Raw genomic sequence first — 12508 nt, 5'->3', positions numbered from 1 at the left:
CAATGATCGGTCGCTTTCGCTTCCAGATTTTTTGCTAACAATCACTATACCTGTTTTTCATTAAAGCGTTTTTTCCGGCAAACTTGCTGAGCGCGATCCAGGGATCGGGAGGTTATCAACGGCGCGATACGTAAAGACCATCGAGAATTTCGTGGCACTCGTTTGGTTTTTCCCAGCGGCGTGGAACAAATTGCTATGGAAAAACAATACGTCCCCCTGTTTCAGTGCCACTGGCACCGCTTGCGCTAACAAGCCCTGGTTTTGCGGAAGATCTGTTCGTAAAAATTGGGCTGCATCCAATTGTTCCCCCTCCACCGTCATGCGATGGGAGCCTGGGATCACCAGCAAGCAGCCGTTTTCAACCGTTTCATCGCGCAATGCAAGCCACGATGAAATCAGCTCTGCGCGTTCAAATTGCCAATAGCGGCTATCCCTATGCCAGCCTGTTGCCGTGGAGTATTGCGGCTGTTTTGTCATGATGCAGTTATGGTGCACCTGGGACATCAACGCGCCATCACCGAGTAACTGTCGTAACGGTGCAGCGAGCGTTTCGCCGGTCGCCCACTGCGCCAGCATAGGGTCGCGGGCATACGCTTGCAACAAGCGACGTGCCGTCTGCCCCCCTTCAGCCTCGCGGGAAGCAGGTGCGCCTGGGTAGCGGGTATCGGCTTCATACTCGATTGGCAAACAATGTGCCGTGAGTTGCTGCTGTGCAAACTCAATCACTTGTTCGCAAAAAACAGCCGAAGCGGCTTGGGGCAGGATTAAAAAACCCTGCGTCTGAAAAGCATGAATCTGGGCAGCACTGAGCATGACGATGTTTCGTTAAAGCATAAAACGCTATTGTGCCACGCTCTGGGAAACTCGATGGAGAACAGATCCGCGACAGATGACTTGCATCAACCATAACAGATGCACAAAAAGTCTAGGCAAAAGGACGACCGGCGCTCCCATGTTTTTGCAGCGCATCAAAAATCCCGCAAAATACGGCATAATGACGTGGAAACCCATTCCGTGGAGTTGATCATCGTAGCGCCTCGTTACCACGAGCTTGCTGTTTGTCATCTTGTGCCCACTATCTGGCGCACCTGCGGGTAGTACCCCTACTCTGCAACTGACCCGCCAATCAACCTCCGGAATTCCCAGCATACCGAATTTGCCGACTTCACTATGACACACACCATTTTAGAAAATATCAATGTCACCTCGTTTGACACCATGCCGACACCGGAAGAACTGCACGCCCGTTTGCCATTAAGCGAACTCGCCGGTGACGTCGTTGAACAAAGCCGCGAAACCTTGCGCCATATTCTCGAACGCAAAGATAAGCGCCTATTTGTCGTCGTTGGCCCCTGCTCCATCCATGATCCAGTAGCGGGTCTCGACTATGCTCGTCGCTTAAAAGCCCTGCAAGAAGAAGTCAGCGACGTCATGTTTTTAGTCATGCGGGTGTATTTTGAAAAACCACGTACTACCACGGGCTGGAAAGGCTACATCAACGATCCGTACATGGATGACTCTTTCCGCGTCGATGAAGGAATGGAAAAAGCGCGTCAGTTTTTATTGGATGTCTGTGAATTAGGATTACCGACTGGCACCGAGGCCCTTGATCCGATCAGCCCGCAATACCTTGGCGATCTGATCGCCTGGACCGCCATTGGCGCTCGCACCACAGAATCACAAACACACCGCGAAATGTCCTCAGGCTTATCAACACCTGTTGGGTTCAAAAATGGCACCGATGGCGATATCAGCATTGCGATCAATGCGATTTTGTCTGCATCACATCCGCACTCGTTTTTAGGATTGAATGGTCAGGGACGCGTCTCCATCGTCCGTACCAGCGGCAATCAATACGGTCACGTGGTATTGCGCGGCGGCGGTGATCGCCCCAACTACGATACCGTCTCCGTCGCCATGGCACAGCAAGCCCTGATCAAAGCAAAACTACCACCCAATATCGTGGTCGATTGCTCCCACGCCAATAGTTACAAAAAACCCGAATTGCAACCGTTGGTCATGGCGGACGTCGTTAACCAAATCGCCAATGGCAATGACGCCATCGTCGGTGTGATGATTGAATCAAACATCGTCGCCGGCAATCAGTCCATCCCCGCCGACCTCTCACAACTGAAATACGGCTGCTCCGTCACCGACGCCTGCGTCGACTGGGCAACAACAGAAAACATGCTCCGCGAAGCCGCCGAACGACTGCGCGCTCAATAAACTCCCTGCAGCTACAACAATCCATCCCCTCGCGTTCATGCGTTTTCTGGCTGATTTTTAGGCTGGAAAGCGCGTGGCGACGAGGGGATATTTATCGTTACCACTCGCACTGCGCCCCCCCCCCAGACATCAAAACAACGAAATGCTATTTTAATAATGACATAGTCTTGTGATGTGTATTATTGTAGTGATACACTTGTACACCATGTTATACGATATCCAAACATCTTCCCCCGTCCCCATCTATCGACAGATCGTCGAGCAGGTGCAGCGGCTGATTGCGAGTGGTCAACTACCACCAGGCACAGACCTGCCATCAGTCAGGGCGGTGGCATTGCACTTTGCGATTAACCCCATGACGGTCAGTAAAGCCTACAGCATGCTGGAAACAGCGGGCAATATCGTCCGCAAACGGGGCGTAGGTATGACCGTGGCCAATCAACAAAACGTCTCCAGCACTGAAGATAAATTGGATTTACTGCGACCGTCATTACAAGCAGCGGCGCAAGTCGCAGCGCAATTGGGAATATCGAGAACCGAAGCGCAGGCCTTATTTTTGGCCTGTCTACAAAACACGCACGTCGACGCATACCAAGATGAAAAACGAGAATCCCATGAATGATCAGCACATCGTTATTGACGCCAAAGATCTCAGTCTGTTTCACCCACGCGGTGTAATATTTGCTGGTATTAATCTCGCCATTCCTGCTGGTGCGGTCGTTGGTTTGGTAGGACGGAATGGCGCAGGTAAAAGTAGCCTATTGCAAACGCTCGTAGGGCTGCGTGAACCAGATCGTGGTAGTGCGTCACTCTTTGGCTGCTCTTCGCTAGCGCTAAGCGACGATGTACGTGAACGGCTGGGATATGTTGCGCAAACAGCTGACGTATTTGAATGGATGAGCGTTTACGAACATCTGCACGAAATTGGCAGAGCATATTCAAACTGGGATGAAGATCGATGTCTGCGACTCGCCGCACAAATGAACTTACCTTTGACAGCTCAAGTGGGGAAATTGTCTGGTGGAGATCAGCAAAAATTATCCTTCGTACTGGCTCTCGTACATGACCCTGATTTATTGATCCTCGATGAGCCTGTAGCGCACCTCGATGCCATTAGTCGTCGAGAATTAATGCTAGCGATGTTTGGTGACTTGAGGAATGAACAACAAGCAGAACGTCAACGGACCGTATTACTATCAAGTCATCTGCTGAGCGATCTAGAACGTGTCGTCAGTCATGTTGCGTTCATGCGTGATGGCCATTTGCAGGTATTTGATAGTTGGGATGCCATGCAGGAGTTTTATCGCTTAGTACCAGCAGATGTGTCCATTGACCCATCGATGATCGTACATAAAAACGAGATCAACTCCACGTATATCGTCGATACCCGCCATTACCCAACAATAATACAACGGGGTAAGGCACTCACACTCGACGCCTTGTTTCTCGAATTGAACACATGAGAGATTCCACAAGAAAGCACATGAGAGCCAACGTGCACGGTGTCTCAGACAAGTCCCCGATCATGTGATACACCGAACATATTAACTCCGTATTTTTAGAAAAAATATGAAAAGTTTCGCGATCCCCACCACACAATTGAGTGCAGACACTGTTCGCCTTCGTCCCGATAATAGCGTTGGCAATTTTGTGTTGTATGCATTATTTGCGCTCATGGTGCTTATCGTTACATTAACGGCGCTCATCAGCACACAGCAATCGCGTTACACAGATGACCTCTATGATTTCTCCCAAATTCTGACAGGTGTCGTGGCGGTTCTCTTTGCGATTCAAGTCAGAAGACAAGTAGGGCATCTCGCGTTGATGGCACGGGTATTACGAAACCGGCAAGCACCGCACAGGATATGGCGTGATAACGTCCGTGGCATCCTCGTCGAATTAATCAGACATACGACCGTTGCCACCGGTATCTTGGTGACAGGCTTTTTATTCCCTTATTCACCTTGGCAATGCTTGGTACCAGCAGTGGTCATCGCTATCGTCTGTAGTATGACCCTTGGCCTTTCATTGCTGCATTATGGATTTTTCTCCGCTGGCAAATACACGTGGATCAGCGGAATCCTGTTCGCGCTCATCGCCGCCGCTATTTTCAAGCAAGGTGTTCCACTACTCATGGTTCAGATCAATCAACTATCGGTGATGGCACTAGTCGGATTATCACTGATCTGGCCACTTAGTTTAATGGCTGTCTATCAGGCCTTCAATATTCGAATTCCAACGTGCCGTGAAGTCGTCGTTGTTCAGCTTTGGAACGAATTAACAAAGCGTATTCAACGGTACTCCGCTGTCGAAAATATGATGGGAACACAATTCAAAAAAGGCGCTGTCGCCTCAATGAGTAGTCTTATCACAGGGGCACTGCAACTCGGACTGTTTCTTCCCAATATTTTTGTCGAAGCCCAACGCCCAGTAAGAACGCCATACAGCCTCTATGTCTTTACGGTGTATAGCTTGGTGTTAGCATCGTTCTTAATCGTGAAAGATGTACACTGGCGCTATTTCCTTCAGCCTGGCAAGCGTCAAGTCCGACTCTTCGCAAATAACATCCTGCGATCATCAATTGAGGTACAACTTAGCTTACTCGTGGCGGCTATCGTCATCTATCAAGCCGTCGCTCTTCTGGTAGACCACGATCACTTATTCAAATTTCTTGGTTCGTTACCGCAATATTGGCTATTCCCCTTTGAATGGCTGTTTGCAAATGTTTTCGCTATTTACTTAGCAAGCTTTAATAAACCAAACAAACTTTCAGTAGCACAGGTGGTGATGCTGATGATTGCGATCAGTATCACGATTTATTTCGGGATTCATTTTAAAGATGCGCAGCTTTTTCATGCTGGGCCGATTTATGCAGGATGTTTACTGGTGCTGAGTTATCTGCTGATGCGCGTCAATAATCGCCGATGGAGTAGTGAATTACTGCTGATGCGTGTAAAGAATTAATCAATAACGAGGCGTACTTGGCCTCGTTATGAACAACGTCACGTTACAACGCCCTTAAACTACGCATGCATTCCACATACGCTTGCTGGATCTCCGATTGCGCACTGTGTTGTCCATTGTGAACAACGCGTTTGCCAGCGACATACACATCTTTTATCAAATTGTCGTTGCCCGCAAACATCCACGTATTGAGCACCGCTTTACTTGGCAAGCCTGCGAGGTTGGGGTGATGCTCATCAAGGACGAGGAAATCGGCACGGTAGCCCTTGGTGAGTTGTCCGACTTGGCGACCACTCGCCTGTGCCCCGCCCGACAATGCTTGTTGCCACAGAAAATCACCAACGTTACGTTGCTGTTCGGTGCTGGCGATATTACGTCCCTGCAAACGCAGGCGCTGACCGTATTCGAGCCAGCGCAATTCTTCGACCGGACTTTGCGAGACATGGCTGTCACTACCAATACCAAAACGACCGCCCGCTTCAATGTACGCCGGCAAATCAAAGAATCCGTCACCGAGATTGCCTTCCGTGGTGGTACAAATCCCTGCGACGGCACCACTCTTCGCAATGTGGCGGACTTCTTCTTTCGTTAAATGGGTTGCGTGCACTAGACACCAACGTTCATCTACCAAGCCTGTCTCAAGCAACAATTCAACTGGGCGACGTCCCGTTGCAGCAAGGCAGGCATCGACTTCTTTGGTTTGCTCTGCGATATGAATATGTAAAGGGCGATCTGCCGGTAACGCCGCATGTACGGCACGAATTTGATCGATACTGGCTGCCCGTAAAGAATGAGGCGCGACACCAATTTCCACTTGTGCACTTCGTTGCGGTGCGAGGTGATCAACGAGCCTCAGAATATCATCCACACCAGTATGAAAGCGACGCTGGTCTTGACGCAAGGGTTGGTCATTGAAATCAGCATAGCTATACAGCACAGGCAACATCGTCATCCCCATGCCAGTGTGTTGTGCGGCGGCGATGAGACGTTGCGCCATCTCTTCTGGTCGCGCGTACCAATGACCATCGCTATTCCGATGCAAATAATGGAACTCACACACCGAGGTATAGCCCTGACGTAGACATTCCATGTACAACTGGGAGGCAATCGCCTGTAACTGTTCTGGGGTGATGTGCAATGCATAGCGATACATCACATCGCGCCAAGTCCAGAAACTGTCTTTGGATACACCAGCCATTTCTGTCATCCCCGCCATCGCCCGCTGGAACGCGTGAGAGTGCAGATTGGTCATCCCTGGCAATACAAATACCGCCTGCGGTTCATGCTGCTGTGGTTGTGCCGCCCTCTCGACCTCAGTCATTGCACCATCGGCATCCCAATGTAATCGTACATTGCTTTCCCAACCGTGCGGCAAATAAGCGTTGCTTGCAAATAAGCTCCCTGCACTCATACAGCCTCACTTTGTGCGGCCCACTGCAAACAAGTCTGAAGCAATTGCTGTAGTAGCGGTTGAACTTGTTGTGCGAGGTCAGGGCGATAGGCAAATGGTGCTGTTTCGTTCATATACACTGACTGACACATCTCTAACTGGACGGCATGGATTCGTCGATGCGGCTGACCATAGTGGCGCGTAATATAGCCACCTTTGAAGCGCCCATTGAAGATATGGGTATAAGGTTTGCTATGAGCAGATGTGAGAAGGCATTGTTCTAACGCTGCTTGAAGGCCTAATGCGCAGGATTTTTGATCGGCAGTGCCAAAATTGAGATCCGGCAATTTGCCTTCAAAAAATCGCGGCACAACGGATGCAATCGAATGCGCATCCCACAGAATCACGTGTCCATGAATCGCTAGCAGGCGCTCTAATTCATCATTGAGTTGCTGGTGATACGGTTGCCAGTACGTGGCAATGCGGCGTTGTACTTCAGCGTGATCAGGCAAATCACCCTCGGCGTAGAGGGCTTGCTTATCAAAGGTATCAATAGGGCAAAGACCAGTCGTATCTTGCCCTGGGTACAAATTCGCATTATCCGGCGCGCGATTGAGGTCAATCACGTAGCGAGAATATTCAGCGACCAAGGTTGAAGCACCCAGCGACTCTGCCATGTTATAGAGTAAATCCAAATGCCAGTCGGTATCCGCTTTGAGGTTAGCAATCGGTAACAGATGTGATGCGATCTCTGGCGCGATGCTGGTGCCCACGTGTGGCATCGATATCAGCAGCGGTGCCGTGCCCGCTTTAAAATGAAACGTCTTCGTCATGTGAAATTCTCCGTTTTTCTTTTGTATTGTGTTGCCGCGTTATCGCTTACTTGATTGGTCGACGATATCAGGTGATTTCCTATGGCATCTAGCCAGTGCTCATTCTTGTAGCTGCTGGCTAACACGATGCGCTGCAGCGACGGTCATATGGATAAAATCATTGTGTCGTGTTGTCGCCCGCTGTGCAGGTGCCATCAGCGACAGCGTGGCGATGAGCTGATTCTTCCCCGAAAAAATCGGTGCACTGACGCCCCAAACACCGTCATCGATTTCATTCTCGCTTGTGGCAAATCCTTGCTGACGAATACGTGCTAACACTGCCGCCAATGCGTCATTATCGGTATTGTGCAGCGTCGCATCGCTGCTCTCATTATGCTGCGTCAATAAATGCTGACGCGTTGCCTCTGGCAAAAATGCGAGTAGCGCTTTGGCTGATGCGCCCCGTACGGTAGAGTTGGCCCGCCCTTTGGCAAACGAACAGCGTAATGCTTGCTTACTTTCTTGCATATCAAGGCAAATTACTTGACCATCGGCATAGCACAGCAACCCCACACTTTCACCAGAACGCGCCACCAATTGCTCAATCTCGCCACGCGCAGCCTGCATTAACCATGAGTGCTGATCGAAACCATGCGCCAACTGCACCGCCAACGGCCCCGGTTCATACATGCCACTGTGCGCGTGCTCTTGTACCCATCCCCATTTTTTTAGAACACCGAGATGACGATAAATGGTGCTAAGTGGCAATCCGGTTTCTTCAACTAAATCACGCGCGGCCATTGCCTTCCCATGGCGCGCAATACACGCGAGCACGTACAAGACACGCTCACTAGTCGCAACGGGTGTTACAGAAGTCATGCGCATAAAAAAAGGGATCAACAATCAAATTGGGATGGGAATATGCTGTTCATGCTAGCAGTTCATGGGGAAAGCTCAAGTAAATTTTCTCAATGAGTGAGAATTGAGGGAGGTTTAATGATAAAAATCGCTTTTTTTGCTCACGCACAGACGTCAGCATTTGAGCGGCATCGTCGGTGATCACCAGTGTTGGGATATGCCACCAATAAGCGCTGTCGCGCACTGGGCTCCCGCCTCCGCGGGAGCGACGAAATGGAGGGAGGTAAGAGATGAAAATCGTCGTTATCTGCGAAAGCGGGTATCCCAGTAGCACTACGAATACACTGATTCAACACGATCGTCATTACCCGCGAAAGCGGGTAATCCAGTTGCACCGCAAATACACTGACTCATTAAGATCGTCATTACCCGCGAAGGCGGGTAATCCAGTGATGCGGTGGTAGTTTGAGGAACAACAATAAAAACTCACGATCGTTACCAAAACATTGAGTCTTCAACACAATTGCGAACAATCCTCACAACATGGAAAGACCGATTAACAAACGCGGTTCCAAGTCGGTCCTACCTGCCGCCACCCTTTCCCTCTTACATACTTGATCCGAAATCGGGTAGTTGTACCGCATCGTAAATGATTGTCACCACCAATTACCCCCTTGGTAGCTTCAAATTCAAACTCGTCACCCTGTTTCTCAAACCGGTTCACACGCAAAATGGGAGGTGATATGCGATCGTCGCCTGGCGCAGGAACTGCTTGTGCGGGCAAGATCTTGCCCCATTGTTTTAGCGCGTTCTCCGCAGGAATAGACAAATTGTCGCCGTAAGTCATCACTTGGTCGTTACGATATCCAATGATCGTCAAGGCCGACTTTGCTGCGTTACGCCATGCGATTTGTTCTTGATCGATAAGCGCCTCAGCGTTGGCACAACATGCGCACCAGAGGCATACCCACACGACGATATTTTTTGTCATATTTTTTCAGCGTACTACGTATGTATTCAGAAAAAAGTTTGCAATTTCAAACGCACATATCCCACTCACTCCGAATCTTCCAAATAAATTTCCACCCGCTCTTTACCTTTCGCTTTCTTCTCGCGTTTCAATCGAATCGGACCGATTTCACCTGTGCTGCGGACATGCGTACCGCCACATGGTACGCGAGAGAAACCAGCGATTTCCCAATAGCGGCGTTCATTTTCTTCATCATCGAAGCCCGTCTGAATCGGCAGATCGGCCGCAATAATCTGATTTGCTTTATCGGTGATTTCAGGAAGTAACGGGGCAATACTTTCGGGCCAGACAAAATCAATTCTGGCTTTATGCGTTGCAATGTGGGCACCCACTTTATCAACACCGTTCAGGGCGGTGTAAAACAGTTCTAATACCAACTCAGCCGCAAAATGGAGACGCATCAAACGATAACGGCGCGACCAGTCGATCTCCATCAACACGGACTGATCTACCTTCAAATCATGGTCATCTGGCAAGGTGTAGATAATGTCGTGTTCCTGCTTTTCTGCAGATATAACAGGCCAGCCTTGAATGGTACCGTGGTCACTTTCTTGTCCACCAGAAAACGCAAAGAAAATAGTTTGATCCACCTGAACATGCGGACCGCTGACGGCGACAACACGTGCAGTGAGTTGCGTGGCGTAGGGATCAAGCCAGAAAGTTTTTTGTGTGGTCATCGGGGAGGAGATGAAAGTAGTGTCCAGTGCGCCTTACTCTAGGTCTTCCCATAAGCCGTATTCTGGCAATTGCGTTCATCATGGGTCGGGAATTCGACTTTGAGGGCATCAAATTTCGCTTTTTCTTCGCTGGTTAATGCACGCAATTGATAAGAAAATTTATTTGTCGTGACTGTCCGCGGCATGATGCGAGCGGTGTGGACGCCTTTGGTGTTGAGCGCCGCAAGATGCTGTTTAGCCGCTTCTTCCGTTTTGAACACGCCCAGAGAAATACCCCAGCGTAAAGGACCGGCATCTTGAATCACAAAGAAATCAGTCACGTTGATGCGGCGTAATTCAGCGACCTTTTTATCAGCGCCTTCCTTGCTTCCTTGGGACGGGATAAACACCATGTGGCTGGCAGAATCGCTGACATTCAAGCGAGCTTGGCGATCACCCAAAGCCAGTGTTTTCAGTTTCTCTTCAATCTTTGGCGCATCTGATTGTAAGAAGTTGCCGATTTCAAGGCAGGCGGTGATTTCGTCTTTTTTCTCTGGCGGGTGTGCTGCTGGTGCCAGCGCCACACTTGCCGGTATCTGTACGAGTTGACTTGTATGATGCTGTTGTTTTAACCGCTCTGGCTCATGCGTTTCCATCGGCCAGTTGCCTAACCAGCCAAGGTTAAACGCGAGCGCCAAGGCGTTAACAACCAACAAAAACCAGAAAAAAAATCGCAACATGATAGAAAGGAGATGAATTCAACGTGAGGCTGATTGTGCCACGACAAATAGCCCCGTCAAGACCAGATTAGCGATATGGTCACATTGAAATGGGAGATGTGGCAACAGATAAGGCGCCGCGCCGCCTGAAATGAGACACATCACCGATTGCGCGTGTTTTTTTTGCAGGGCTTGATAAGCCAAGGTAATCGCGCCCGCTTGTGCGTGAATGCAACCGCTGACAATCGCCTGATCCGTATTGTTGGCAAATGGCTGATCAACCTGGATGCTTTCTGCGACCTGTGGTAACTGTGCGGTATTGCGGGCAAGCGACTCGGCCATGAGCTTGAGACCCGGCAAAATCATGCCGCCCTCAAACGATGCCTGCGCCGTGACGGCATCGACGGTCGTGGCGGTTCCGCATGTCGCCACGATAAGATGTTGTTGCGGATACAAATAGGCCGCAGCGATCGCTGAGGCAAAACGATCACAACCAAGTTGTTGTGGATGCAAATATTGATTCGTGACGCCGGCACACTCGGCTTGCGATGCAAACCATTCCACCGACGCCTCTGGGAAGGTTTGTAACAGTAACGTGGTTAAACGTGCTTTCACTTCAGCACCTGCCACATTCGAAATGAGTACTTTGCTGACGGGGTACTGCTGCCATGCAATGGCTAGGTCATCGATTTCATGATGAGGAATAGAGGTGATGACTAACCATGCAGGTGGCGTCGGTGCGGGTGCTTGTTGTTTGTGAGGGATGCCCCATTTGATTCGGGTGTTTCCAGCATCAATCAGTAATAGCATATGTTTCCTGCGTCCTTTTATTCTGTGGCATCAACCGGACGTAGCGATACGTCGCCGGCAACAATGGTGACTTGCCCTTGGGGCGTTTGGAGTACAAGACGGCCTGAGACATCGACGCCAAGTGCTGTTCCCGCATGCAACGTTTCACCATTGTCAAGAATCCGCACTTCTTGATTGGCATAAGCGTGCAATTGATTCCAACGCAACTGAAAAGCAGAAAACCCCTCCCGTTCAAACTGATCAAAGGCCCTTGCTAAGGCATTCAGTAATTGGGCAACCAAGGCGTTTCGATCCATCCGCGCAAGCCACGGAGCCTCTGCCACTGCACGTCCAATACTGGCTTCAAACGAGGCTGATAACAATAAATTTAAACCAACACCAGCGACAATCCACGTACCGCCCGTTTTCTTTGCAGCACTTTCAATCAGAATCCCTGCGAGCTTTTTACCATCACGGAGAATATCGTTGGGCCATTTTAATTGTACGGGCACACCAAGGGTATGGAGCACCTCGGCCAAAGCAACGCCGACCGCTAATGGCAATCCCATTAACTCGTGTGCAGCGTGCGGCATGGGCCAAGCGATGGAGAACATCAGCATACTGCCCGGCTCTGAACTCCAACTGCGCCCTGCGCGACCACGTCCCGCCGTTTGATGCACGGCAAGCCGCAATACAGGTTTTTCTAACTGATCCAAACGGGCCATGAGATCGGTATTGGTCGATCCTGTTTCTTCAACAACTTCCACATCGAACAACATCCCAAACGCATCCCTCAATGCCGCGATGTGACTGGCATTCAGTGTTGATGACGATGTGACTGTGGATTGAGGATGGCTTTGACTCACGGATTCTGACATGGGATAGGAATTAAATACTGCAACGTTGCCATGATACCTTTCTAGGCGCGTTGTGTCGTCGGGATTGCGTTTTTACAATGATCGATAGGAACGACACGTGCCATGTGAGCATGACATGCCATGACATCCCTATCGATTTACCATAAAAAAAGGCACCGCAAATAATTGCAGTGCCTTCTTAACATT

13 protein-coding genes are annotated in these 12508 nt (G+C 49.9%); 4 read left to right on the top strand and 9 right to left on the bottom strand.

What is annotated here, in order from left to right; all coding sequences use genetic code 11:
* Positions 1-60: 60 nt before the first annotated feature.
* Positions 61-813, bottom strand: a complete 753-nt coding sequence (locus tag ACO0K2_RS06630) for a phytanoyl-CoA dioxygenase family protein (protein WP_423017012.1) — start codon at positions 811-813, stop codon at positions 61-63.
* A gap of 357 nt (positions 814-1170) precedes the next feature.
* Here ACO0K2_RS06630 and ACO0K2_RS06625 point away from each other — a divergent pair, with 357 nt between their 5' ends.
* The 4 genes from ACO0K2_RS06625 (at position 1171) to ACO0K2_RS06610 (ending at position 5190) form a co-directional block, all read left to right on the top strand.
* On the top strand, positions 1171-2226 hold the full coding sequence (locus tag ACO0K2_RS06625) for a 3-deoxy-7-phosphoheptulonate synthase (RefSeq protein WP_423017010.1): 1056 nt from the start codon (positions 1171-1173) through the stop codon (positions 2224-2226).
* A gap of 205 nt (positions 2227-2431) precedes the next feature.
* Positions 2432-2848, top strand: coding sequence for a GntR family transcriptional regulator (locus tag ACO0K2_RS06620; RefSeq protein ID WP_423017008.1), 417 nt, complete (start codon positions 2432-2434; stop codon positions 2846-2848).
* A complete protein-coding gene (locus tag ACO0K2_RS06615; protein ID WP_423017006.1) occupies positions 2841-3689 on the top strand; it encodes an ATP-binding cassette domain-containing protein in 849 nt (282 codons plus the stop codon). Before ACO0K2_RS06620 ends, ACO0K2_RS06615 begins: the two co-directional genes overlap by 8 nt.
* A 106-nt stretch (positions 3690-3795) precedes the next feature.
* On the top strand, positions 3796-5190 hold the full coding sequence (locus ACO0K2_RS06610) for a hypothetical protein (protein ID WP_423017004.1): 1395 nt from the start codon (positions 3796-3798) through the stop codon (positions 5188-5190).
* Positions 5191-5233: 43 nt separating this feature from the next.
* On the opposite strand, the gene ACO0K2_RS06605 is transcribed toward ACO0K2_RS06610, so the two are convergent.
* The 8 genes from ACO0K2_RS06605 to ACO0K2_RS06570 form a co-directional block, all read right to left on the bottom strand.
* Positions 5234-6601 carry a formimidoylglutamate deiminase gene (locus ACO0K2_RS06605; RefSeq protein ID WP_423017002.1) on the bottom strand — a complete coding sequence of 456 codons (1368 nt, stop codon included), beginning with the start codon at positions 6599-6601 and terminating at the stop codon, positions 5234-5236.
* Entirely contained in the window at positions 6598-7413 is an 816-nt protein-coding gene (hutG, locus tag ACO0K2_RS06600) for an N-formylglutamate deformylase (RefSeq protein WP_423017000.1), read from the bottom strand. The genes ACO0K2_RS06605 and hutG overlap by 4 nt, the downstream gene beginning before the upstream one ends.
* A 99-nt stretch (positions 7414-7512) precedes the next feature.
* The gene (locus tag ACO0K2_RS06595; protein ID WP_423016998.1) at positions 7513-8277 is read right to left on the bottom strand and encodes an IclR family transcriptional regulator; all 765 of its coding nucleotides are present in this window, start codon (positions 8275-8277) and stop codon (positions 7513-7515) included.
* Between the two features lie 529 nt (positions 8278-8806).
* Positions 8807-9241: a hypothetical protein gene (locus tag ACO0K2_RS06590; RefSeq protein WP_423016996.1), complete on the bottom strand. Its 435-nt coding sequence runs from the start codon at positions 9239-9241 to the stop codon at positions 8807-8809.
* Between the two features lie 65 nt (positions 9242-9306).
* Positions 9307-9957 carry an alanyl-tRNA editing protein gene (locus tag ACO0K2_RS06585; RefSeq protein WP_423016994.1) on the bottom strand — a complete coding sequence of 217 codons (651 nt, stop codon included), beginning with the start codon at positions 9955-9957 and terminating at the stop codon, positions 9307-9309.
* Positions 9958-9995: 38 nt separating this feature from the next.
* Positions 9996-10676, bottom strand: a complete 681-nt coding sequence (locus tag ACO0K2_RS06580; protein WP_423016992.1) for an SPOR domain-containing protein — start codon at positions 10674-10676, stop codon at positions 9996-9998.
* Positions 10677-10694: 18 nt separating this feature from the next.
* A complete protein-coding gene (locus ACO0K2_RS06575; protein ID WP_423016990.1) occupies positions 10695-11465 on the bottom strand; it encodes a type III pantothenate kinase in 771 nt (256 codons plus the stop codon).
* Positions 11466-11482: 17 nt separating this feature from the next.
* The gene (locus ACO0K2_RS06570; protein ID WP_423016988.1) at positions 11483-12310 is read right to left on the bottom strand and encodes a biotin--[acetyl-CoA-carboxylase] ligase; all 828 of its coding nucleotides are present in this window, start codon (positions 12308-12310) and stop codon (positions 11483-11485) included.
* Positions 12311-12508: the final 198 nt, after the last annotated feature.

It is taken from the genome of Undibacterium sp. MH2W (assembly GCF_049340215.1).
In the GTDB taxonomy this organism is placed as follows: Bacteria; Pseudomonadota; Gammaproteobacteria; order Burkholderiales; family Burkholderiaceae_D; genus Undibacterium.
Note: the sequence above shows the minus strand (reverse complement) of the source record. Positions and strands in the feature narration are given on the sequence as shown.

Coding starts and splice junctions, on each gene's coding strand:
- ACO0K2_RS06630 (WP_423017012.1), bottom strand. CDS start 813: ATGCTCAGTGCTGCCCAGATTCATGCTTTTCAGACGCAGGGTTTTTTA.
- ACO0K2_RS06625 (WP_423017010.1), top strand. CDS start 1,171: ATGACACACACCATTTTAGAAAATATCAATGTCACCTCGTTTGACACC.
- ACO0K2_RS06620 (WP_423017008.1), top strand. CDS start 2,432: ATGTTATACGATATCCAAACATCTTCCCCCGTCCCCATCTATCGACAG.
- ACO0K2_RS06615 (WP_423017006.1), top strand. CDS start 2,841: ATGAATGATCAGCACATCGTTATTGACGCCAAAGATCTCAGTCTGTTT.
- ACO0K2_RS06610 (WP_423017004.1), top strand. CDS start 3,796: ATGAAAAGTTTCGCGATCCCCACCACACAATTGAGTGCAGACACTGTT.
- ACO0K2_RS06605 (WP_423017002.1), bottom strand. CDS start 6,601: ATGAGTGCAGGGAGCTTATTTGCAAGCAACGCTTATTTGCCGCACGGT.
- hutG (WP_423017000.1), bottom strand. CDS start 7,413: ATGACGAAGACGTTTCATTTTAAAGCGGGCACGGCACCGCTGCTGATA.
- ACO0K2_RS06595 (WP_423016998.1), bottom strand. CDS start 8,277: ATGCGCATGACTTCTGTAACACCCGTTGCGACTAGTGAGCGTGTCTTG.
- ACO0K2_RS06590 (WP_423016996.1), bottom strand. CDS start 9,241: ATGACAAAAAATATCGTCGTGTGGGTATGCCTCTGGTGCGCATGTTGT.
- ACO0K2_RS06585 (WP_423016994.1), bottom strand. CDS start 9,957: ATGACCACACAAAAAACTTTCTGGCTTGATCCCTACGCCACGCAACTC.
- ACO0K2_RS06580 (WP_423016992.1), bottom strand. CDS start 10,676: ATGTTGCGATTTTTTTTCTGGTTTTTGTTGGTTGTTAACGCCTTGGCG.
- ACO0K2_RS06575 (WP_423016990.1), bottom strand. CDS start 11,465: ATGCTATTACTGATTGATGCTGGAAACACCCGAATCAAATGGGGCATC.